This window comes from Rhodospirillales bacterium, assembly GCA_016699855.1.
Lineage (GTDB): Bacteria > Pseudomonadota > Alphaproteobacteria > Reyranellales > Reyranellaceae.
Genome location: CP064988.1, coordinates 3,487,115 through 3,510,050, shown reverse-complemented (window position 1 = coordinate 3,510,050; position 22,936 = coordinate 3,487,115). Strand labels below are relative to the sequence as shown.

Sequence of the window (22,936 nt, the reverse complement as noted above, 5' to 3'; positions counted from 1 at the left end):
CCACCTTCTCCCCCGATGACGGGGGAGAAGGGAAGACAGGCCGAAGACCGTGGACGGGCACCCACCGACTTTTTCGGGCCCGCGTGCCTTCTCGGCTCCGGCCGTAGGCGACAGTACAAAGGCCGCGCCCGTCCCGGTCAGGCCAGGTCGAAGCGGTCGAGATCCATCACCTTGGTCCACGCGGCCACGAAGTCGCGCGCGAACTTCGCGCCGGCGCCGTCGCAGGCGTAGACCTCGGCCAGCGCCCGCAGCTGCGAGTTCGACCCGAAGACGAGATCGACGCGGGTGCCGGTCCACTTCAACGCGCCGCTGGCGCGGTCGCGTCCTTCGAACACGCCGTCGGCGTCCGCAGCCGCCGACCACACCGTGCCCATGTCGAGCAGGTTCACGAAGAAGTCGTTGGTGAGGACCTCCGGCCGCGTCGTGAGGACGCCGTGCTTCGACCGTCCGGCGTTCGCGTCCAGCGCCCGCAGTCCGCCGACCAGGACCGTCATCTCGGGCGCGGTCAGCGTCAGCAGCTGCGCGCGGTCGACCAGCAGCGCCTCCGCCGGCGCGCGCGGGCCCGCCTTGACGTAGTTACGGAACCCGTCGGCGACCGGTTCGAGCGCGGCGAAGGATTCGACGTCCGTCTGCTCCTGCCAAGCGTCCACGCGTCCCGGCGTGAACGGGACCGCCACGTCGTGTCCGGCGGCCTTCGCGGCGCGCTCGACGGCCGCGCAGCCGCCGAGCACGATCAGGTCGGCGAGGGAGACGGCCTTGCCGCCGCCCTGCGCGTCGTTGAACGCCTTCTGGACCGCCTCGAGCTTCTCGATCACGGACGATAGACGGGCGGGCTGGTTGACCTCCCAGTCCTTCTGCGGCGCCAGGCGCAGGCGCGCGCCGTTCGCTCCGCCGCGCTTGTCGGAGCCGCGGAACGTCGACGCCGACGCCCACGCGGTCGAGACCAGGTCTGAGATGGAGAGCCCGGAGGCGAGGATCGCCTCCTTCAGCGCCGCGACGTCGCGCGCGTCGATCGGCAGATGCGTGGCCTCCGGCAGAGGGTCCTGCCACAGCAGCTCCTCGGCCGGCACGAGCGGGCCGAGATAGCGCGAACGCGGGCCCATGTCGCGGTGCGTCAGCTTGTACCAGGCGCGCGCGAAGGCGTCCGCGAACTGGTCGGGGTTCTTGTGGAAGCGGCGCGAGATCGGCTCGTAGATCGGATCCATCCGCAGCGCGAGGTCGGCCGTCGTCATGATCGGCGCGTGCCGCTTCGACGGGTCGTGCGCGTCCGGCACCGTGGTCGCCGCCGCCGGATTGGTCGGCACCCACTGCCAGGCGCCGGCCGGGCTCTTCACGAGATCCCAGTCGTAGCCGAACAGCGTGTCGAAGTAGCTGTTGTCCCATTTGATCGGCGTCGGGGTCCACGCGCCCTCGATGCCGCTGGTGATCGTGTGCGCGCCCTTGCCCGTGCCGAAGGAGCTGAGCCAGCCGAGGCCCTGCGCCTCGAGCGGCGCGCCCTCGGGCTCGCGGCCGACATGCGACTCGGGGCCGGCGCCGTGGCATTTGCCGAAGGTGTGGCCGCCGGCGACCAGCGCGACGGTCTCCTCGTCGTTCATCGCCATCCGCGCGAAGGTCTCGCGGATGTCGCGTCCCGCCGCGACCGCGCTCGGCACGCCGTTCGGCCCCTGCGGGTTCACGTAGATCAGGCCCATCTGGACGGCGGCCAGCGGATCGTCGAGCTGGCGGTCGCCGCTGTAGCGCTTGTCGCCGAGCCAGGTGCGCTCGGCGCCCCAGTAGATGTCCTCTTCCGGCTCCCACACGTCGACGCGCCCGCCGCCGAAGCCGAAGGTCTTGAAGCCCATCGACTCCAGCGCGACGTTGCCGGCCAGGATCATCAGGTCGGCCCACGAGATCGCGTCGCCGTACTTCTGCTTGATCGGCCACAGCAGGCGGCGCGCCTTGTCGAGGTTCGCGTTGTCCGGCCAGCTGTTGAGCGGCGCGAAACGCTGCTGGCCCGCGCCGCGCCGCCGCGGCCGTCGCTCGTGCGGTAGGTGCCGGCGCTGTGCCACGCCATGCGGATGAAGAGCGGGCCGTAGTGGCCGTAGTCGGCCGGCCACCATTCCTGCGAGTCCGTCATCAGCGCGTGGAGGTCCTTGCGCAGGGCCTCGAGGTCGAGCTTCTTGAACGCCTCGGCGTAGTCGAACGCCGCGCCCATCGGATCGGACTTCGCGGAGTGCTGGTGCAGGACCGCGAGGTTCAGCTGGTCCGGCCACCAGTCGCGGTTCGACCGCCGCCCGGACATCGCGCCGGGACGGGCGCCGTGGACCACTGGACATTTGCCGGCGTTGCCGGCGTCACTTCCGCTCATAGCTCTCTCCGATCGCAGTTGGGGTGGTTGAACAGGGTCCGCGGTCGATGGCCGAGGATTCCCCGAAGGGCCCTCCGGCCTCGATACCCGCGCGCCGCCCATTGACGATATGGGGAGCGCGCGGGCGGATGTCAGGCCGCCGCGTCGAGCGCCGCCGCGCGGTCGAAGGCCGGGAGGCGCCGCCGACGGTCGGCATGGGAGATCCTTTCCAGGTGGTCGATGCGCCTCAAGCGCCCCCGACGATGTAGACGTCCGGACATCAGCGTACTAATTGATTGATATCATGTTTATGATCGATTAATTCGATGATCGACCTGCCAAGCCCGCGCCAGCTCCGCTACCTCGTCGCCATCGCCGACACCGGCGGCTTCGGCCGCGCCGCGGCGCGCTGCGCCGTGACCCAGTCGACGCTCAGCGCCGGCATCAAGGAGCTCGAGGCGACCCTCGGCGCGACCCTGATCGAGCGCCGCCGCGGCGGCCCCGCCTTCACGCCGGCCGGGGAGCGCGTGCTGGAGCGCGCCCGGCGCCTGCTGGCCGACTCGGAGGAGCTGGTCGAGCTGGCGCGCGACGAGGCCGAGCCGCTGGCCGGCGCGTTGCGCGTCGGCGTGATCCCGACGGTGGCGCCCTACCTGCTGCCGCGCCTGCTGCCGCGCCTGCGGCGGCGCTTCCCGAAGCTGCGGCCGTTCCTGGTCGAGGAGCGCACCGCGACCCTGGTGGCGCAGCTCGACGCCGCCGCGATCGACGTGGCGCTGATCGCCCTGCCCTACGACCTGCCGCGTCTGGCCGCGTTCGACTGCTTCGAGGACCGCTTCGTGTTCGCCGCGCCGCGCGGGCATCCGCTGCTGGCGCGCGCGGCGGTGGGGTTGGCGGCGCTGCGCGCCGAGACGGTGCTGCTGCTGACGGAGGGCCACTGCCTGCGCGACCACGCGCTGTCGGTGTGCCGGCTCGACGCCCGCGAGACGGCGCGCGCGGTCGAGGCCACCAGCCTCTCGACCCTCATCCAGATGGTCGATTCCGGGCTGGGCGTGACCTTGCTGCCGGCGATGGCGGTGGCGGCCGGCGCGTTGCGCGGCATGCGGGTCGAGACGCGGCCGCTGGAGGACCGCGAGGCGTCGCGCCGCATCGGGCTGGCGTGGCGCGCCACGTCGCCACGGGCGCCGCATTTCCGCCTGCTCGGCGAGGCGGTGCGCGACGTCGCCGGCGTCCAGCAGGATACCGTTGCGCGCGCGGCGGAAAAATCCCATCGTCGGACGGCGCGATGAACGCCGCCACCGGGGGCCCGATGCCCGTCAATGTCCCGACCGCGAACCGACGCCGACGCCGCCTTCCCCGCCGGATGGCGCGAGGACGATGACGCGCGCCCAGCGTCGTTCGTCGGGCCGCGCCGGGTGCGCGGCCTTTTCATTTTCGGAACCATCGCAGCGATTGGACTCCACCATGACCGGAGACACGACCATCAGACGGGCGACGCCCGCCGACGCCGCCGCGGTGCGGGCGCTGACCCGCGCGGCCTACGCCAAATGGGTGCCGCTGATCGGCCGCGAGCCGCTGCCGATGGCGGCGGACTACGACCACGCCGTCGCGGCGCACCTCGTCGACCTGCTGGAGTCCGGCGGCGAATTGCTGGCGCTGATCGAGACGATCCCCGAGGCCGACCACCTACTGATCGAGAACGTCGCGGTGCGGCCCGACCAGCAGGGCAAGGGTCTCGGTGAACGCCTGCTGGCGCACGCCGACGAACTCGCCCGGACGCTCGGCTTCGACGAGTTGCGGCTCTACACCAACGCCGCCTTCGCCGCGAACGTGGCGTTCTACGCCAAGCGCGGCTACGCGGAGCACCGGCGGACGACGGCCGCGATCGGCACCACCGTCTTCATGCGCAAGCGCCTGGCGTAGCCATACCCGGCCCCGCTTGGCGGCGCTCGCTTGGTTTCAGCGCCGCGCGAACGACCCCACTGTCATCCCGAGCGCCGCGAGGGATCCAGGGAACCGCGCCTGGATCCCTCGCGGCGCTCGGGATGACAAGTGGATGGGTGGCCGGCCGCGCGCTGAAAGCGCGCGACAGCTCGCGCCCCGCCCGTCGGGCGGCCGACGGCGCGCCGGAGCGGCGCGCCCTACGAGCGCGCGGCGGCGGCGTCGCGCATCAGGGCGCCGATGGCGCGGTCGTCGGCGCCGGGCCGCGCCAGCAGCGCCTCGCCCGCGCCGCGCTGGTCGGCGGGCGTGCGGTTCTGGCCGAGCTTCGACTTCCCCTCAAAGCGCGTCACCTTCATCGTGAAGGCGGTGATGCCCTTCATCATCGCCAGCGCCTTGCCCGGCGCCATCTTGTCGATGGTCCACGGCTTCGGCAGCCCGGCCTCGAAGTACGCCGACAGCTTCGCGACGATCTCCAACGCCGCATGGTCGTCGGCCACCGGCACCGGCACGCCGTGGGCGTGGACCGCCTGGTAGTTCCAGGTCGGCACCATGTCGGCGGACTCGTACCAGGTCGGCGAGATGTAGGCGTTGGCGCCGTGGAACACCGCCACGACCGGCTTGCCGTCGAAAAGACGCTGGTGCGGATTGGCGCGCGCCAGATGGCCGATCAGGATCCCGTCGGCGCTGCCGTCCTCCTCGTGGATCAGCGGCACATGCGAGATCATCGCCGCGCCATCGGCGCCGGTCGAGATCACGGTGGCGAAGGGACGCGCGCGCATCAGCGCCCGGATCGCCTCGGCGTCGGTCAGGCTGAACATCGCCGGCACGTACATCGTCGACTCCCTCGTTCCGCGCGTCCCCGCGCGGGGCGGCTATCTGGGACCGCCGCGCCGCCGCCGCAACGGCAACGCGGCCCACCGGGACAAGATAATTGTCCGGCCGTCGCGATCCGCCCTATTCTGCCGCGTCCAATTCACCGGAGGAAACCATGGGCGAGATGATCAAGCTCAAGAGCAAGGACGGCGTCGAGATCGGCGCCTATCTGGCGACGCCGACCGGCGCGCCGAAGGGATACGTCGTCGTCGTGATGGAGATCTTCGGCGTCAACCACCACATCCGCGCCGTGACCGACCGGCTGGCCGCCGACGGCTACGTGGCGCTGGCGCCGGCCTTCTTCGACCGCATCAAGCCCGGCATCGAGCTGGGCTACACGGCGGAGACCATCGCCGAGGGCCGCGGCCACGTGATGGGGCTGGGCATGGAGAAACCGCTGGCCGACGTCGAGGCGGCGATCGCGGCCCTCAAGGCCAAGGGCGCGAAGAAGGTCGGGATCACCGGCTTCTGCTGGGGCGGCACGGTGACCTGGCTGTCGGCCTGCAAGCTCGGCGTCTACTGCGCCGTCGGCTACTACGGCGGCGGCATCCACGGCGCCCGCGCCGAAACGCCGAAATGCCCGACCATGCTGCATTTCGGCGACAAGGACGCGCACATCCCGATGACGCACGTCAACGAGCTGCGGTCGCTGCATCCCGGGGTGACGATCTACGACTACGCCGCCGACCACGGCTTCCACTGCGACGAGCGCGGCAGCTTCGACGCGGCGGCCGCCAAGACGGCGTACGGCCGGACGCTGGAGTTCTTCGCGAAGCATCTGGGGTAGCGCGAATCGCGCGCCGTCGCCGCTGACGACGGGCAGGGATCGAGCGAGTGTGGGCCGAGCCGGTTATGGTAGTTCCGCGGAAATACCATAACCGTGTCCGAACCATAGACTCGTCGAATGGAGCGGGCGCTCCGATGATGGGACCCCTAGGCGGGCAATCGTCGTGCCATGGTCGCTCTCTACTCGTTTGCTTTTCGTGGCCAGGACGCGGTGGGTGTCCCGTAGGACGCCGTGCCTTTCCGGGCGAGACCGCGTACCGCGACACTTGGACCGCATACCGCGCCAGCTATCGGTGGTCGCGGAATGGACGCGCACCGGCGCTTGTAAGCGGGGCACCGCGTCCTGTAGCGCTATGGCTCGAACGCGCCCCGACGACGCGCGCGGCGCCCGTCAGAACTCGCCGATGTCGGCGAACACCTTCTTGATGTTCAGCGGCATCTTCGGATCCGTGCCGTCGAAGCCGAGGCCCGAGCCGACGCCGGGGTTGGCGGCCCGGAACCGCTTGTTCAGCTGGAAGATCATGCTGCTCCGGCTGACGGCGTTGCCGAACGGGAGGACCACCCCCGGCGGATCGACGAGCTTGGCGCCCAGCGCCTGCTCGCAGTCGCCGCGGAAGTACAGCAGCCAGTAATGCGTCTGGCGGCCGAACGCGCCATCGGCGGTCATCGGCGCTCCAAGCGGCGCGACCCCGCCGCGGTAGGCGCCGATCAGGAGGTACTGGACCACGATCAGATCGGACCGGCCGTTGTTCGCCGCCGCGCCCTTGCCGGGCACCTGTCCGACCTGGTTGTGGAGATCGTACAGGCCGACCATCCCCTCGGTCGGTCCCCCGAATGTCCGTTTGAACGCCATTTCCCGTCTCCCCGTCGACGCTGTCCACGCAGCATCAACCGCCGGGGCGGCGGAAAATTCCCGAACTGGGCGAGCCTTCGCTTATTTATTTCATGGCCAGCGCTGGCGCTCAGTTGGCCAGCCGGGCGCGGCGGTGCTCGTAGGTCTGGAGATGGGCGTAGGCGAAGCGCAGGTTCGGCGTGGCGATGCCGGCGGCGCGGGCGCGGGCCAGCAGGTCGCCGACGATGTGGTCGGCCTCGACGCGGCCGCCCTTCTCGAGGTCGTGCAGCAGCGAGGCGGCGAACAGCGATCCCTTCACCAGCAGGATGCCCTCGACGATCTTGAGCGCCTTGGCCGACGGCTCGTGGCCGGCGGCCGATGCGACGCGGCGGCACTCCTCGATGGTCTCGCGGATCAGCGCCTCGCCGTCGGTGGCGGCGAGGATGTCGCCGACCGGCCCGCGCATGGCGCAGGTCATCGACGCCAGGGTGCCGAGCATCAGCCACTTGTCCCACATGTCCTGGACGATGTCGGCGTTGAGGCCGCCGTCGAAGCCGGCCGCCTTCCGCGCCGCCTCCAGCGCCACCAGCGCGGCGCGGGGCGCGCCGGTGGCGGCGCGCTCGCCGTAGCTCAGCGCCGCGAACGGGCTGGTGTGCACGATGGTGCCGTCGGCCGCCATGGTCGTGCCGATGCGGGCGACGCCGCCCAGCACCCTGGGCGCGCCGAAGCGGGCGTCGAGCACGTCGAGATGGCGCATGCCGTTGAGGGTCGGCAGGATCGCGGTGTGGGCGCCGACCGCCGGCGCGATGGCCTCGATCGCGGCGTCGAGGTCGTAGGCCTTGCAGGTCAGCAGCACGAGGTCGTAGGGCCCGCCCCGCCCGCCATCGGTCACCGCCTCGACCTTGAGCGTGGCGTCGCCCTTCGTGCTCTTGATCCTGAGCCCGTCGCGCGCCAGCGCCGCCGCGCGCGCCTCGCGCACCAGGAACGTCACGTCGGCGCCCCCCTGCTGGAGCCTGCCGCCGAAATACCCGCCGACCGCGCCGGCGCCGAGGATGAGGAGTTTCATGGGTGCTCGATGGATTGATTGGTGGATGGATCGATCGCGGAATTAGGCCCTCTCCGCCCGCGCGAGCGGGGGGAGAGAGAGGGGACCCATGCGAAGCATGGGGAGGGTGAGGTGGGTCGTCGGACCAGGCGGTGTCGGCTCAGGGTGTCTCAAGACGTTTCCAGAGCCGATATCAACTCTCGCACGAACACCACCTCACCCTCCCCATCGCCGACGCGATGGGTCCCCTCCCTCTCCCCCGCTGCGCGGCGGAGAGGGCAATTTCTACCCCCGCCCGTCCAACCAGCCGCGCAGCCAGTCGACGAGGTCGTCGGTCTGGTGGTGGATGTGGTCGAGCGGGACGCCGGCGGCGCGCTGCGTGCTCTCCGGCGTGCGGATCCACACCGTGCGCATGCCCAGTTCGGCGGCCGGCCGCAGATTGACCGCGATGTCGTCGAGCATGGCGGCGCGCGCCGGATCGACGCCGTAGCGGGCGCAGACGTCCTTGTAGACCACCATCTCCGGCTTGGGCACGTAGTCGGCGGCGACGATGTCGTAGATACCCTCGAAATGATGGCCGACGCCGAGCCGCTCCAGCACGCGCTCGGCGTGCTTCACGGTGCCGTTGGTGAACACGATCTTACGGCCCTCGAGCCGCGTCAGCGCGTCGTCGAGCTCGGGGCTCTCGGGCACCGGCGCGTAGTCGATGTCGTGGACGTAGTCGAGATACGCCGGCGCGTCGACCTTGTGCTTCGTCATCAGCCCGCGCAGCGAGGTGCCGTAGGTCTTCCAGTATTCCTTCTGGACCTTCTTGGCCTCGTCGACATGCACGTCGAGCAGCCGCGAGATGAACTCGCCGATCCGCCGGTCGGTCTGCGCGAAGAGATCGCAGCGCGCTGGATACAGCGTGTTGTCGAGGTCGAACAGCCACGTCTCGGGCCGCTCCGGAGGGGTCGTCGCCATGCCGCCCGTGTAGCCGCCGCAAGCAGAGTTGTCGAGGCGATGGCGGGGCGGGTGCATCGCTCGTCAGAAGCCCTCTCCGCCGCGCAGCGGGGGAGAGGGAAGGGACCCATGCGAAGCATGGGGGAGGGTGAGGTGGTCATTGCGCCGTTTGCGGCGTTCGATATCAACGCTCGGTGATCGTGCAATCGACATCACCGTCGATACAACCACCACCTCACCCTTCCCGCGCTTCGCGCGGGCCCCTTCCCTCTCCCCCGCTGCGCGGCGGAGAGGGAAATTCACGCCGCCTTCGCGCGTCCCGTCACGCGGCGGAACAGGCCGAACACAAGGCGGACCATCTTCGGCAGCAACCAGAGCATGATCACGATCACGACCGCGAGCAGGCCGAGGAAGATCGCGGCGTGCTTGAGCGCCAGCCACAACCCGCCGAACACCGCGATGTCCTCGGCGAAGGACAGCGCGATGTTGCTGAACGGCTCGGGCGAGGCGTTGGCGACGATGCGCGTGCCGGTCTTGGTGGCGTGCGTGCCGGCCGCCAGCGTGCCCCCGACCAGGCCGGCGACCACCATCATCACGGGATCGGCGTGGCCGACCGCGCCCGCCGCCAGCACCGCGCCGGCGGGGATGCGCAGGAAGGTGTGCACGAAGTCGTTGAGCGAATCGACGGCCGGAATCTTGTCGGCGAAGAAGTTGATCGCGTACATCAGCGCCGCGACGCCGATCACCCACGGCGATTGCAGGGCGTGTAGATCCGGCGGCAGCGCGACGGCGCCGGTCAGCCCGGCGACCCCCAGCGTCAGGACGGCGGCGTAGAGGTTCAGCCCGCTGGCCCAGCCGGCGCCGAGCGTCAACGCGAGGGTGGAGAGCGACTCCATCGAGGGGACCTCCCGGCGGCCACGGGGCCGCGACGTGGCGCAATATAGGGATGGAGACCGGGCGAAACGAGGGCGGCGTCAGCGCGCCGGCACCGCCCGCAACGCCGGGCGCAGCGCCGAGGCCAACGGCAGCGACAGCAGGGCGACGGCGGCGACGGCCATCAGCATCGGCGTCAGGCCGATGCCGTCGCCCAGCGCGCCGTAGAGGATCGGGCCGGTGGCGCCGGCGACCGAGCCGCCGGTGTAGAACACGCTGAACGCCCGCGTGCGGCGCTCCGGGGCCACGAACTCCGGCACCGTGCCGTAGAGCACCGAGGACGTGCCGTTGAGCGCGACGCCGACCAACGGCAGCAGGACCAGGGCCGCGTCGAGCGGCAGCGGGATCAGCGCCACGATGCCGGCGGCGGTCAGGAACTCGGTGGCGAACACCGTCGGCAGCACGCCCCAGCGGTCCCCCAGCCAGCCGCAGGCCAGCTTGCCCGCCGCGCCGCCGGCGAACAGCAGGCTCAGCGCCAGGCCGATGGTCGGCAGGTTGGCGCCCTTGGATTGCAGCAGGAACGGCAGGAAGGTCAGGAACCCGGCACGGGTCAGCGAATCGACGATCTGCATGGTCAGCAGCAGATTGAACGGGCCGGTGAACAGCCGGCCGGCGGGCGCGTCGGGCTCCGACGTGGCCGGCGCCACGCGCGACACGGCCATGGCGCGGCGTTCATGCGCCAAGGCCAGCGGCAGGAGCACCGCCAGCGCGAGGCCGAGACCGCCGACGATCATCAGCGAGGTGCGCCACGGCAGCAGCGTGGCCATCGCCGCGAAACCGGCGGGGATCAGCATCTTCCCGAGATCGCCGGTGAAATTGTAGGCGCCCAGCGCGGCCCGGGAGCGCGTTCCGGCGTAAGCGCCGGCCACGAGGCTGGAGCCGACGGGATGCTGGGCGCTCGAGCCGAGGCCGGACAGCAGGATGCCCAGCGCCACCCCGGCCAGACCGCCACCGTGGCCGGCGACGAGGTAGCCGATGGCCGCCAGCGCCGTGCCCAGCGCCAGCACGAGGTGGCCACCGAACCGCTCGGCGGCGAGGCCCGACGGGATCTGCCCGGCCGCCATGGCCGTCGAATAGGTGGCGCGCAGACCGCCGATGGCGGCGTAGCCGAGGCCGAACTGCGCCTGCAGCAGCGGGAACAGGACGTTGAGCAGGTCGGTGTAGCCGTCGTGCAGGGCGTGCGCGGCGCCGCACACCGTCAGGGTGCGCCGGCCCGCCGCCGGCGTCGCGGGCGCGGGCGACGCGGCTGACGGCGGGGTGTCGGGGGCGGCCATGTCGGGTTCAGGTGCCCGGGTAACATGGGACGGCAGGGGCGGCCAGCGTCATGGCGGCGTCCCGATCCGGAGGATTGGCGGCGGCCCCGCGCTGGCGTAGCGTCGTGTCAACCAACCGGGGAACGCCGAGATGACCAGCCTGCCCGACGGCCTCGCCGTCGTCGTCAAACGCGACTGCCCGACCTGCGAGCTGATCACGCCCGTCCTGCGAGCGCTGGTCGGCGGCTCCGAGCGGCTGACCGTGCTCACACAGGACGACCCCACCTTCCCGGAGGGCGTGCCCGGCGTCCTCGACGACACCTCGCTCGAGCGCTCGTGGCGCCTCGACATCGAGACCGTGCCGACCCTGATCCGGCTGGCGGGCGGCCGCGAGACGGCGCGGGCGGTGGGCTGGCACCGCGGCGAATGGGCGGCGCTGACGGGGATCGACGGGCTGGGCGCCGGGCTGCCGGCGGAGCGGCCGGGCTGCGGCTCCAAGACGGTCGATCCCGGCATGGCCGACGAACTGGCGATCCGCTTCGGCGCGGTGTCGTTCAAATCCCGGCCGGTCGAGATCGGCGGCTACGAGGACGACAGCGAGGCCTGCTTCGAGCGCGGCTGGAGCGACGGGCTGCCGGTCGTGCCGCCGACCCCGGTGCGCGTCTACCGCATGCTGCAGGGCACGAAGCGCGATCCCGGCGAGGTGCTGGGCGCGATGCCGCCGGACTACGCCGCCTGCACGGTGGAGAAGGTCGCCGTCAACGCGGTGATGGCCGGTTGCAAGCCGGAGTACATGCCGGTGCTGCTGGCGGCGGTGGAAGCCGCGCTCGACGACGCCTTCTGCCTCCACGGCGTCATCGCCACGACCATGTTCATCGGACCGATCGCGATCGTGAACGGCCCGGCGCGGCGCGCGCTCGGCATGAACTCCGGCGTCAACGCGCTCGGCCAGGGCAACCGCGCCAACAACACCATCGGCCGCGCCTTGCAGCTCGCGATCCGCAACATCGGCGGCGGCCGGCCCGGCGGCGTCGACCGCGCCACGCTGGGCAATCCCGGCAAGGTCGGGATGTGCTTCGCCGAGGACGAGGAAGGCATGTCGTGGGAGCCGCTGTCGGTCGAGCGCGGCGTCGCGCCCGGGAAGTCGGCGGTGACGCTGTTCGCCGGCTACGGCGTGCAGGGCGTGGTCGACCAGAATTCGCGCACGCCGGAATCGCTGTCCGCCAGCTTCGCCGCCTGCCTGCGCGCCGTCGCCCATCCCAAATCGTTCCCCGGCCCGGACGCGTTCATCGTGATGTCGCCGGAGCACCAGCGCCTGTTCCGCCAGGCCGGCTGGACCAAGAAGCGATTCAAGGACGAGGTGCACCGCCTGACGCAGGTGCCGGCCGAGACGGTCATGCGTGGCGTCGACGGCTGCGCCGTCGGCGTGCCGGAGAAGCTCGCCGGCAAGATCGTGCGCAAGTTCCGCCCCGACGGATTGAACGTCGTGCACGCCGGCGGGACGGCCGGCCTGTTCTCCGGTATCCTCGCCGGGTGGGCGCCCGGCGCCGAGATCAACAGCGTCCCCGTCACCAAGGAGGTGCGAGACTGACCATGGACACCAGAACCCTGCTCGACCCCACGGGCGAGCTCCAGGTCGTGGGCCGGCAGAAGCCGGCGCGGCCGCCGTCGCTCGACGGCGTCACGATCGGGCTGCTCGACATCGCCAAGGCCCGCGGCAACATCTTCCTCGACCGCCTCGACCACCGCCTGACGGAGCGCGGCTTCACCGTGAAGCGCTACGCCAAGGCGACGCCGAGCCGTCTGGCGCCGCTGGAGCTGCGCCAGAAGATCGCCGAGGAGGTGAAGATCGTCGTCGAGGGCCTGGCCGATTGAGGCTCTTGCACAACGTGCAGTCTGCACGACATTTCCGATCTTGAGAGCCGCGGCATCCCCGCCCTAGGCGTCGCCACGGAAGCCTTCGTCGAAGCCGCCGCCGCGCAGAGCGCCACGCTCGGCTACGAACCGACCCTCGTCTGGGTGCCGCATCCCATCCAGGACCGCACCGACGACGAGATCCGCAAGATCGCCGACGACGCCTTCGAGGAGATCGTCAAGCGGATGACGACGAACTAGCGTCGTCGCGTCGCGGGCGCCCGCCCCTCCGTCCGCCACGGCGGCGAGGGGCGGATCGGACGCCCTGATACCCTTCCTGTAAGCGGCCCTACCCGGCCCGCAACACGTGGCGCCGTATGAGTCGCCGCGAGGCGCGGCAGGCCGTCCTATAGGACGGCGTGACCCGCTTCCCCGCACGATGTCGTCGTGCGGGGGAGACGGGGTGCCCGTCATCCTCCGGAAAAACCGGAGCCGCCATGCGCGGCCGTCGCGCCGTCGACGCGGCCGCGCCGGCGCCCTTCCCCCCCCCCCGCGCCGACAGACGGGCGCGGATGCGCTATACTGCTTGGGCGACGAAGGTCGTGGGCGCCGGTCGCGCCCGGCGTGGCGTGGAGGATGGATGATGGGCGTTCGGGGACGAAGGCGACGGGGCCGGATGTCGTTGGGCGCCGTACCGGGGATCCTGGCAGCGTTGGCGGTCGCGCCCGCCGCCGCGTCGGCGCAGACGCCGCGCCCACCGGACACCCGCATCGACGTCTGGATGTTCGGGCAACGCAACGACGACGCCACCGACTCGCATCTGAACAAGCTGACGATCCGGGCGCAGCGGAGCTTCCAGCTGCCGGGCGGCTGGAAGGCGGCGCTGCGCGGCGATCTACCGTTGCTGGACACCGACAAACGCGGCGTCGGCAATCCCGGCGGCGATTTCTCGGCGCATGTCGGCGACGTGCTTACCCAGGCCTCGGTGACCACGCCGCAGGTGCTGCCAGGCCTGACGTTCTCCGCCGGCGTGCGGCTGGTCTACCCCACGGGCGGCAAGCCGCCGTTCGGCTCGGCGCAATGGCAGGTGGCTCCCCAGGTCGGCATGGCGCTGACCATTCCGGGGATCGCCGAGGGCCTGACCATCGCGCCGATGGCGCGCCATTTCCACGGCTTTTCGCCGACGCGCGCGGGCGTCGTCACCGCCCGGTCGTGGGACCTGTTCCCGACCGTCACGCTGCGCCTGCCGGACAAGTGGAGCGTCACCTTCTGGGACGAGAACGCGATCACCTACAACGAACGCACCAACAGCTGGTTCGTGCCGTTCGACGTCATGGTCGTGAAGGGGATCGGCGAGAACTTCCAGATCGCCGCCGGCTTCGCGACCCGCATCGGCGGCGACGCGAAGTCGTACAAAACCATAGCCTACGGCCGGGGCACGGTGTTGTTCTGAGCGTGGCGGCGCCGGAGGCCGGCGCCGCGCCCCGCGGTTAAGCCGCCGCCTTCTTGATGGCGAGGCTGGCGAGATAGGCCTTGGGATCCTCGGGGTCGAACACCTTGCCGTCGAAGAACGTCTCCTTGCCGCGCGACACGCCGGCGGGCATAGCCTCGGGAGCCACGCCGGCGATCTTGGCGGCGGCGCGCCAGATGTCCTCGCGGTTGACCTTGGCGATGATGTCCTTGGTGTCGAGCGTCGACGGCAAATTCCCCCAGCGCTGGTTCTCGGTCAGGAACCACAGCTCGTGGCTCTGGAACGGGTACGACGAGTGGTCGCGGAAGAATTTCATCAGGAGCTGCGAGCCGACGACCTTGCGGCCGTCGCCGTAGTTAACATCGCCATTGATGCGGCCGTAGATGTCCGGCACGGGCACGTTGAACCACTGGCGCTTGGAGAGGATCTGGCACATCTCCTCCTTGTTCTCCATCTTGTCGCACCAGATCTGGGCCTCGATCGTGGCCGTGGTCACGGCGAGCGCGGCCTTGGGGTTCTTCGCCACCCAGTCGGCGCGCACGCCGAGGCTCTTCTCGGGATGGTGCTTCCAGATCTCGCCGGTCGTGCACGCCGTGTAGCCGATGCCCTGGTTGACGAGCTGCTCGTTCCACGGCTCGCCGACGCAGAAGGCGTCCATGTTGCCGACCTTCATGTTGGCCACCATCTGCGGCGGCGGCACGACGATGGTCGAGACGTCCTTGTCGGGATCGATGCCGCCGGCCGCCAGCCAGTAGCGGATCCACACGTCGTGGGTGCCGCCGCGGAAGGTCATGGCGCACTTGACCTCCTTGCCCTCGGCGCGGCGTTTGGCGAACACTTCCTTCAGCGGCGCCGAATCGACCTTTGCGCCCGCCGGCATGAGGTCCTTGGCGACCGAGATCGCCTGCGAGTCGGTGTTCAACCGCGCCAGGATGTGCATCGGCACCGGCACGTTGCTCGACGTGACCGTGCCCAGCGAGATCAGGTACGGCATCGGTGTCAGGATATGGGCGCCGTCGATGCCGCCCTTCTCGCCGCCCAGCACCAGATTGTCGCGGGTCGCGCCCCACGACGCCTGCTTGGCGATGTTGGCGTTCTTGATGCCGTGCTTGGCGAAAATCCCCTTCTCCTGGGCCACGATCAGCGGCGCGGCGTCGGTCAGCGCGATGAAGCCCAGCGTGACCTTGTCGACCTCCGGGCCGGCCGCCTGCGCGAACGCGCCGCCGGGAAACGCCATGCGGGCCGCCGCGACGGTCGCGACCGCCGACGCCGCGCGCAACGCGCCACGACGGGTGAACGGGCCGATCGTCGAATTCTTGTTGCCGCCTGACATGATCTCTCCTGTTCCGGTCGCGCCACGCCCTTTGGGACTTCCGCCTACGCACTCAGCAATGCGCGTGCCATCGAGGTCGATCCAGACATCGAGCCGGTTCAGGCCGCGCGTGTCGCCGCCGCGATCAGCGCCCGGATCTCCGGCAGGCACGAGCCGCAGTTCCTGCCCGCCTTGACCCGCTCGCCGACGGCGGCGGCCGAGCGGCAGCCGCCCGCGATGGCGCCGGCGATCGCCGTGCGCCCGACCGAGAAGCAGCTGCAGACGATCGGTCCGGGATCGATCGACCGGCCGGGATCTCGTCCCGCCAGCAGCGCATGGCGCTCCCGCGGCGTGAGCGCGTCGCGCGCGCACAGGTCCGAGACCCACTCCCGGGTCGGCAGGGCGCGCGCGTCCCCGGCGGCGTAGGCCGCGAAAGCGACGCGCTCGGCGGCGATGGCGGCGGCGCGGAACCGGCCGGCGGCGTTGTCGAGGTATTCCAGCCAGTCGAACCGCGCGGCGTCGCCGGCCAGGGCCGCGACCCGCGGCCAGACCTCGACGGCGGGTTCCGGACCGGCGAGCTCGTAGCGCCAATGGCCATCGCCGCGCACTTCGACCCAGTACGCGAAGCCGTCGAGCGACAGGCGCTCGCGCGCCACGACGACGCCGTGCCAACCCATCGCCACCGGCGACAGGCGCACCGGCGTCGCCTTCAGCTCCGGCTGGCCCGAGAGCGGATCGACGTCGGGATTGACGATCTCGTTGACGCGGCCGGTCGCGGCCAGCGCCGCCGTCCAGTGCATCGGCGCGAAGCACGCGCCGCGGCGCTGCGCGTCGGTGACGCGCACCCGCAGCGTGGCCTCGCCCCACCGGCTCTCGACGCGCGCGAAGCCGCCATCGACAAGACCGTCGGCCTCGGCGTCGCGCGGATGCACCTCAAGCAGCGGTTCCGGCAGATGCGTGGCCAGACGCGGCGCGCGCCCGGTGCGCGTCATGGTGTGCCACTGGTCGCGGTAGCGGCCGGTGTTGAGGGTCAGCGGATAGTCGCGGTCCGTGGCGTTGGCGCGCGGCCGGGGCGGCGTCGGCACGAGGCGGGCGCGGCCACCGGGGCCGAGGAATCCGCCGGCGCCGAACAGCCGCTCCGTCGGCGCCGCCGCGCCGGCCGGGAACGGCCACTGGGTCGGCGACAGCGCGTCGTAGCCCTCGTCGTCGAGCGCGGCCAGCGCGCCGAGGTCGAAGGCCCGCGCGCCGTCGTTCTCGAACGCCGACAAGGCGGCGTGCTCGCGGAAGATGTCGGCCGGCCGCCGGTAGGCGAAGGCCGCCTCGAAGCCCATGCGCCGCGCCACCTGAGACACGATCCACCAGTCCGGCCGCGCCTCGCCCGGCGCCGCGACCGCGGCGCGCTGGCGCGAAATCCGGCGCTCCGAGTTGGTCACGGTGCCGCTCTTCTCGCCCCACGCCGCCGCCGGCAGGCGGACATGCGCCAGCCGCGCGGTGTCGGTGTCGCGCACGAAGTCGCTGACGACCACGAACTCGCAGGCCCGTAGCGCACGCACCACCCGCGACGCGTCGGGCAGGCTGACGGCCGGATTGGTCGCCATGACCCACACCGCGCGGATCTCGCCGCGCTCGACGGCGCGGAAGAAATCGACCGCCTTGTGGCCGGCCAACGACGCGATGCGCGGCGCGTCCCAGAAGCGGCGTACCCGGTCGACGTCGGCCGGATCGTCGTAGGTCATGTGCGCGGCCAGCATGTTGGCCAGCGCGCCGACCTCGCGGCCGCCCATGGCGTTGGGCTGGCCGGTGACCGAGAACGGCCCCATGCCCGGGCGGCCGATCCGGCCCGTCAGCAGATGCGCGTTGACGATCGCGTTGACCTTGTCGACGCCGCTGGTCGACTGGTTGACACCCTGCGAGTAGACGGTGACCACGCGCTCCGTCGCGACGAACCAGGCGTAGAAGCGCTCGACGGCGTGGCGCGGCAGCCCGGTCGCGGCCGCCACGGCGGCGGCGTCCGGCGTCGCGGCGCGCGCGGCGGCCAGCGTCTCGGCGGCGCCGGTGGCGTGCGCGTCGAGCCAACTCCGCGCCGCGAGTCCCTCGCGCTCAATATCTACCAGCAGGCCCGCGAACAACGGCACGTCGCCGCCGGCGTCGATCGCCAGATGCAGATCGGCGATGTCGCAGGTCGCCGTCCGCCGCGGGTCGACCACGACCACGCGCATCTCCGGCCGCGCCGCCTTAGCCGCCACCAGCCGCTGGAACAGCACGGGATGGCACCATGCGAGATTCGATCCGACGAGCACGACCAGGTCGGCGAGCTCGAGGTCCTCGTAGTTGCCCGGCACCACGTCGGCGCCGAAGGCGCGACGGTGGCCGGCGACCGACGAGGCCATGCACAGCCGCGAGTTGGTGTCGAGATGGCGCGAGCCGATGAAACCCTTCAGCAGCTTGTTGGCGACATAGTAGTCCTCGGTCAGCAGCTGGCCCGACACGTAGAAGCCGACGGCGTCGGGACCGTGCCCGCGGACGATCTCCGAGAACCGGTCCGCGACGTGGTCGAGGGCGGCGTCCCAGCCGACCGGGCGGTCGTCGATCTCCGGCGCGAGCAGGCGGCCTTCCAGGCCGAACGTCTCGGCCAGCGCCGAGCCTTTGGAGCACAGACGGCCGCGGTTGGCGGGATGATCGGGATCGCCCGCCGCGCTCAATCCGCCGGCGCCGTCCGGCGTCGCGATCACGCCGCAACCCACGCCGCAATACGGACAGGTCGTGCGGATCGCGGCCGGGGCGCCGTCGGGCATCGCCGCCGCCGTCAGCCGATGCCGAGCACGACGATGCCGTCGGCGCCGACCGACACCGGGATACTGCGGGCGCAACCCTCGTCGGGGCCGGTGGCCTGGCCCGAGGCGAGGTCGATCACCCAGTTGTGCAGCGGGCAGGCGACCTTGGTGCCGTGCACGATGCCCTGCGACAGGGGGCCGCCCTTGTGGGGGCAGCGGTCGTCGAGCGCGAACACCTCGTCGCCCAGCGTGCGGAACACCGCGACGTCGCCGCGCCGCGTGCGCACGACCCGCGCGCCCTGGCGCGGGATGTCCTCGAGCTTGCCGACGATCTGCCAGCGTACGGTCTGGTCCATGGGAACTCCTCCTCGTCGCCGCCGGTCAGTCGACGGTGGCCATCGTGGCGAACTGGCCGGCCTCGGCGCCGGCGGCGCGCGCCGCCCACGGGTCGTCCTGCGCCGGCTCCTGCGCCGCGAGGAAGCGCTTGTGGAGGGCGGCCCGGTTCTCCGCGTCGTCGACCACGCGCTCGCGCACGTGCGCCAGGCCGACCCGCTCGATCCACGGCGCGGTGCGCTCGAGGTAGCGCGCCTCCTCGCGGTAGAGCTGCATGAAGGCGCCGCAATACTCCATCACCTCGGCGTCGGTCGTGACCTTGCACAGCAGATCGGTGACGCGGACCTTGATGCCGCCGTTGCCGCCGACGTGCAGGTCCCAGCCCTGGTCGGTGGCGACGACGCCGAAATCCTTGATCGTCGCCTCGGCGCAGTTCCGCGGGCAGCCCGACACCGCCATCTTGAACTTGTGCGGCGTCCACGAGCCCCAGCTCATGCGCTCCAGCGCGATGCCCATGCCGGTCGAATCCTGCGTGCCGAACCGGCACCACTCCGAGCCGACGCAGGTCTTCACCGTGCGCAGCGCCTTGCCGTAGGCGTGGCCGGAGACCATGCCGGCGGCGTTGAGATCGCGCCACACCTCGGGCAGCTGCTCGCGCTTGACGCCGAGCAGATCGAGACGCTGGCCGCCGGTCACCTTCACGGCCGGGATCGCGTACTTGTCGACCACGTCGGCGATGGCGCGGAGCTCGGCGGCGGTGGTCATCCCGCCCCACATGCGCGGGATGACCGAGTAGGTGCCGTCCTTCTGGATGTTGGCGTGCATGCGCTCGTTGACGAAGCGCGCCTGCGAATCGTCGACGTACTCGGCCGGCCACGCGCACAGCAGGTAGTAGTTCAACGCCGGCCGGCAGCTCGGCGCAGCCGTCGGCCGTGCGCCACTCCAGCGCCTGCATCGACTGCGGGATGGTCTTCAGGCCCTTGGCGAGGATCAGGCGGCGCACGTCGTCGTGGGTGTGCTCGACGCAGCCGCACATCGGCTTGCGCTTCACCGTCTCGAACGAATCGCCGAGCTCGATCGACAGCAGTTGCTCGACCAGGCCGGTGCACGAGCCGCAGGACGACGAGGCCTTGGTGTGGGCGCGCACCGCCTCGACCGTGGCGTGGCCCTTGTCCCGGATCGCCGCGACGATCTTCCCCTTGCAGACGCCGTTGCAGCCGCAGATCTCGGCCTTGTCCGGCAGCGCCGCGACGGCGGCCAGTAGGGTCCAGCGCGCCCTCCCGCCGGTGAAGCCGGGTCCGAAGATCAGCCCGTCGCGCATCTCCGAGACGTCGGCGAGGTCCTTCAGCATCTGGAAGTACCAGGCGCCGTCCTGGGTGTCGCCGTAGAGGACGGCGCCGAGGATGCGGTCGTCCTTGAGGACGACGCGCTTGTAGACGCCGCGCGCGGCGTCGCGGAAGACGATGTCCTCCTTGCCGTCGCCGCCCTGGAAGTCGCCGGCGGAGAACACGTCGATGCCCGTGACCTTGAGCTTGGTCGACGTCACCGAGCCCTCGTAGGCCGCCGCCTCGTCGCCCGCGAGGCGCGCGGCGCAGACCTTGGCCATGTCGAACAGCGGCGCCACCAGGCCGTAGATCTGTCCGCGGTGCTCGACGCACTCGCCGACCGCGAGGATGTGCGGGTCGGAGGTGCGCATGCCGTCGTCGACCACCACGCCGCGCTTGGTCTCGACGCCGCCGTCGCGCGCCAGCGCCGTCGCCGGGCCGGATGCCGACGGCCATCACGACCAGGTCGGCCGGAATCTCCTCGCCGTCGGCCAGACGCACCGCCTCGACCGCGCCGTTGCCGGTGATCGCCTCGGTGTTGGCGCGCGTGACCACGCGCAGGCCGCGGCGCTCCAGCTCGCGCTGCAGCAGCAGACCGGCGGTCTCGTCGAGCTGGCGCTCCATCAACGTCGGCATGAGGTGGACGACGGTCACCTCCATGCCGTTGGCGAGCAGGCCGTTGGCCGCCTCGAGGCCGAGCAGGCCGCCGCCGATGACGACGGCGCGACGCTTCGACTTCGCGGCCGCCAGCATGGCCTCGACGTCGGCGACGTCGCGGAAGGTCACGACGCCCGGCAGATCGCGGCCCGGGACGGGGATGATGAACGGATCGGAGCCCGTGGCCAGGATCAGCTGGTCGTAGGGCGTGACGCGTCCCGAGGCGGACACCACCTCGCGCGCGTAGCGCCGGATCTCGACGACGCGGTCGCCGGCGACCAGCTCGATGCCGTTGTCGTCGTACCAGGCGCGGTCGTTGATGACGATCTCGTCGAACGTCTTCTCGCCGGCCAGCAGCGGCGACAGCATGATCCGGTTGTAGTTGACGTGCGGCTCGGCGCCGAAGACCGTGATGGCGTAGCGGTCCGGCGCGCGCGCCAGCAGCTCCTCGACCGCGCGCATGCCGGCCATGCCGTTGCCGACGACGACGAGACGTTCGCGCATGGCGCGGCGCTCCCGCTCAGGCCGCGCGCGACGGCAGCTTGTGCCGCGCGTAGAGGAACTCCATCACCGACGCCCGGCAGCGGGCGTATTCCGGATCGGTCGCCAGCTCCAGCCGCCGCCTCGGCCGCGGCAGGTCGACCGACAGGATCTCGCCGATCGTCGCCGACGGGCCGTTGGTCATCATCACGATCCGGTCGGACAGCAGCACCGCCTCGTCGACGTCGTGCGTGATCATCAGCGCGGTGTTGCCGAGCTTGGCGTGGATCTCCATCACCGAGTCCTGGAGGTGGGCGCGGGTCAGCGCGTCGAGCGCGCCGAACGGCTCGTCCATCAGCAGCACCTTGGGCTCCATGGCGAGCGCGCGGGCGATGCCGACGCGCTGCTTCATGCCGCCGGAGATCTCGTGCGGGCGCTTGTCGCGGTGCGCCGCCATCTGGACCAGCTCGAGGTTGTGCATGACCCAGTCGTGCCGCTGGGCGGCGGTGCGCTCGCGCCCGAACACCTTGTCGACGGCCATCCGCACGTTGCCGTAGACCGTCAGCCACGGCAGCAGCGAGTGGTTCTGGAACACGATGGCGCGGTCCGGACCGGGCTTGTCGACCACCTCGCCCTCGAGGAAGACCTCGCCGACCGTCGAGGTCAGCAGGCCGCCCACGATGTTGAGCAGGGTCGACTTGCCGCAGCCGGAGTGGCCGATGATCGAGACGTACTCGCCCGCGGCGATGGTCAGGTTGACGTCGCGCAGGACCTCGTTGCGGGCGGCCCCGCGCGGGAACGAGATGCCGATCTGCTCGAACTTGAGGTAGGGCTTCGGGTTCATGGCGTGGCGCTCCCGCTCAGCTGGCGCTGGTGCCGCGCGACACGAAGCCGGCGACCACGGCGATCAGGCGGTCGAGCGCGAAGCCGACGACGCCGATGTAGACCAGGGCCACGACGATGTCGGGCAGCCGCGAGCTGTTCCACGCGTCCCAGATGAAGAAGCCGATGCCGACGCCGCCGGTCAGCATCTCCGCCGCGACGATCGCCAGCCACGACAGGCCGATGCCGATGCGCAGGCCGGTGAAGATGTAGGGCGCCGCCGCCGGCATCATGATCTTGAAGAAGAACTCGAAGGTGTTGAGCCGCAGCACGCGGGCCACGTTGCGGTAGTCCTGCGGGATGTTGCGCACGCCCACCGCGGTGTTGATGATCACCGGCCAGATCGCGGTGATGAAGATCACGAAGATCGCCGACGGGTTGCTGTCGCGGAACGCCGCCAGCGAGATCGGCAGCCACGCCAGCGGCGGCACGGTGCGCAGAACCTGGAAGATCGGATCGAGCGCCCGCGTCGCCCACATCGACTGGCCGACGATGCCGCCGAGGATCACGCCCGCGACCGCCGCCAGGCCGAAGCCCACGGCGACGCGCTGCAGGGACGTCAGCACGCGCAGGCCGAGGCCGATGTCCTGGGGCCCGGCGACGAAGAAGGGATCGAGGATCAGGTCGCGCGCCTGCGTCCACACCACCGACGGCGCCGGCAGCGTCGCGCCGGGGCGGTCGAACGCGAGCTGCCAGATCAACAGCAGCAGCGCGAGCATGATCGCCGGTGGAACGACCGACGTGGCGGCGTCGCGCAGCACGCCGAGCGCGCGGCGGGCGAGCGGCTCGCGCGAACGCGCGGCGATCGGGATCACGCTGGCGGGCGCGGCGACGGCGGCCGCCTGGGGCGCGGCGGGGCGAGCGACCTGGAGGCGGGCGGCGGAACGCATTCATCTACCTTTCATTCGCGGCGCGCGTCGACG

At 71.3% G+C, this 22,936-nt stretch carries 18 protein-coding genes and 2 pseudogenes; 7 read left to right on the top strand and 13 right to left on the bottom strand.

What is annotated here, in order from left to right:
* Window positions 1-137: 137 nt before the first annotated feature.
* A pseudogene (gene katG / locus IPK81_16485) lies at window positions 138-2,347 on the bottom strand (catalase/peroxidase HPI).
* Between the two features lie 305 nt (window positions 2,348-2,652).
* Here katG and IPK81_16480 point away from each other — a divergent pair.
* The gene (locus tag IPK81_16480; GenBank protein ID QQS11176.1) at window positions 2,653-3,609 is read left to right on the top strand and encodes a hydrogen peroxide-inducible genes activator; all 957 of its coding nucleotides are present in this window, start codon (window positions 2,653-2,655) and stop codon (window positions 3,607-3,609) included.
* Between the two features lie 175 nt (window positions 3,610-3,784).
* Window positions 3,785-4,243 carry a GNAT family N-acetyltransferase gene (locus IPK81_16475; GenBank protein QQS11175.1) on the top strand — a complete coding sequence of 153 codons (459 nt, stop codon included), beginning with the start codon at window positions 3,785-3,787 and terminating at the stop codon, window positions 4,241-4,243.
* 218 nt (window positions 4,244-4,461) lie between these two features.
* Here IPK81_16475 and IPK81_16470 read toward each other — a convergent pair whose 3' ends face one another.
* Window positions 4,462-5,094 carry an FMN-binding negative transcriptional regulator gene (locus IPK81_16470; protein QQS11174.1) on the bottom strand — a complete coding sequence of 211 codons (633 nt, stop codon included), beginning with the start codon at window positions 5,092-5,094 and terminating at the stop codon, window positions 4,462-4,464.
* A gap of 155 nt (window positions 5,095-5,249) precedes the next feature.
* Here IPK81_16470 and IPK81_16465 point away from each other — a divergent pair, with 155 nt between their 5' ends.
* Complete coding sequence (locus tag IPK81_16465) at window positions 5,250-5,921, top strand: dienelactone hydrolase family protein (protein ID QQS11173.1); 672 nt, start codon at window positions 5,250-5,252, stop codon at window positions 5,919-5,921.
* A 390-nt stretch (window positions 5,922-6,311) separates the two neighbouring features.
* Here the strand turns inward: IPK81_16465 and IPK81_16460 are convergent, their stop codons facing one another.
* From IPK81_16460 to IPK81_16440, 5 genes are all read right to left on the bottom strand, one after another.
* Complete coding sequence (locus IPK81_16460; GenBank protein ID QQS11172.1) at window positions 6,312-6,773, bottom strand: hypothetical protein; 462 nt, start codon at window positions 6,771-6,773, stop codon at window positions 6,312-6,314.
* Between the two features lie 109 nt (window positions 6,774-6,882).
* On the bottom strand, window positions 6,883-7,818 hold the full coding sequence (gene panE / locus IPK81_16455; protein ID QQS11171.1) for a 2-dehydropantoate 2-reductase: 936 nt from the start codon (window positions 7,816-7,818) through the stop codon (window positions 6,883-6,885).
* 264 nt (window positions 7,819-8,082) lie between these two features.
* Entirely contained in the window at window positions 8,083-8,760 is a 678-nt protein-coding gene (locus IPK81_16450; protein ID QQS11170.1) for a pyrimidine 5'-nucleotidase, read from the bottom strand.
* A 278-nt stretch (window positions 8,761-9,038) separates the two neighbouring features.
* On the bottom strand, window positions 9,039-9,635 hold the full coding sequence (locus tag IPK81_16445; GenBank protein QQS11169.1) for a DUF4126 domain-containing protein: 597 nt from the start codon (window positions 9,633-9,635) through the stop codon (window positions 9,039-9,041).
* A gap of 78 nt (window positions 9,636-9,713) precedes the next feature.
* Window positions 9,714-10,946: an MFS transporter gene (locus tag IPK81_16440; GenBank protein QQS11168.1), complete on the bottom strand. Its 1,233-nt coding sequence runs from the start codon at window positions 10,944-10,946 to the stop codon at window positions 9,714-9,716.
* A gap of 130 nt (window positions 10,947-11,076) precedes the next feature.
* On the opposite strand from IPK81_16440, the gene IPK81_16435 reads away from it, so the two are divergent.
* From IPK81_16435 to IPK81_16420, 4 genes are all read left to right on the top strand, one after another.
* Window positions 11,077-12,516 carry a thioredoxin gene (locus IPK81_16435; protein QQS11167.1) on the top strand — a complete coding sequence of 480 codons (1,440 nt, stop codon included), beginning with the start codon at window positions 11,077-11,079 and terminating at the stop codon, window positions 12,514-12,516.
* A 2-nt stretch (window positions 12,517-12,518) separates the two neighbouring features.
* A complete protein-coding gene (locus tag IPK81_16430; GenBank protein ID QQS11166.1) occupies window positions 12,519-12,800 on the top strand; it encodes a hypothetical protein in 282 nt (93 codons plus the stop codon).
* Window positions 12,801-12,821: 21 nt separating this feature from the next.
* Window positions 12,822-13,040, top strand: coding sequence for a hypothetical protein (locus tag IPK81_16425; GenBank protein QQS15151.1), 219 nt, complete (start codon window positions 12,822-12,824; stop codon window positions 13,038-13,040).
* A 415-nt stretch (window positions 13,041-13,455) separates the two neighbouring features.
* On the top strand, window positions 13,456-14,232 hold the full coding sequence (locus IPK81_16420) for a hypothetical protein (GenBank protein ID QQS11165.1): 777 nt from the start codon (window positions 13,456-13,458) through the stop codon (window positions 14,230-14,232).
* Between the two features lie 37 nt (window positions 14,233-14,269).
* Here IPK81_16420 and IPK81_16415 read toward each other — a convergent pair whose 3' ends face one another.
* The 6 genes and pseudogenes from IPK81_16415 to ntrB all read right to left on the bottom strand — a co-directional run bounded on the left by IPK81_16415 (window position 14,270) and on the right by ntrB (window position 22,903).
* On the bottom strand, window positions 14,270-15,583 hold the full coding sequence (locus IPK81_16415; GenBank protein ID QQS11164.1) for an ABC transporter substrate-binding protein: 1,314 nt from the start codon (window positions 15,581-15,583) through the stop codon (window positions 14,270-14,272).
* 98 nt (window positions 15,584-15,681) lie between these two features.
* On the bottom strand, window positions 15,682-18,357 hold the full coding sequence (locus tag IPK81_16410; protein ID QQS11163.1) for a nitrate reductase: 2,676 nt from the start codon (window positions 18,355-18,357) through the stop codon (window positions 15,682-15,684).
* A gap of 11 nt (window positions 18,358-18,368) precedes the next feature.
* Window positions 18,369-18,692: a nitrite reductase small subunit NirD gene (gene nirD / locus IPK81_16405; GenBank protein ID QQS11162.1), complete on the bottom strand. Its 324-nt coding sequence runs from the start codon at window positions 18,690-18,692 to the stop codon at window positions 18,369-18,371.
* Window positions 18,693-18,717: 25 nt separating this feature from the next.
* A pseudogene (locus tag IPK81_16400) lies at window positions 18,718-21,155 on the bottom strand (NAD(P)/FAD-dependent oxidoreductase).
* A gap of 16 nt (window positions 21,156-21,171) precedes the next feature.
* The gene (locus IPK81_16395) at window positions 21,172-21,975 is read right to left on the bottom strand and encodes an ABC transporter ATP-binding protein (protein QQS11161.1); all 804 of its coding nucleotides are present in this window, start codon (window positions 21,973-21,975) and stop codon (window positions 21,172-21,174) included.
* A 16-nt stretch (window positions 21,976-21,991) separates the two neighbouring features.
* Window positions 21,992-22,903, bottom strand: a complete 912-nt coding sequence (gene ntrB / locus IPK81_16390) for a nitrate ABC transporter permease (protein ID QQS11160.1) — start codon at window positions 22,901-22,903, stop codon at window positions 21,992-21,994.
* Window positions 22,904-22,936 lie beyond the last annotated feature (33 nt).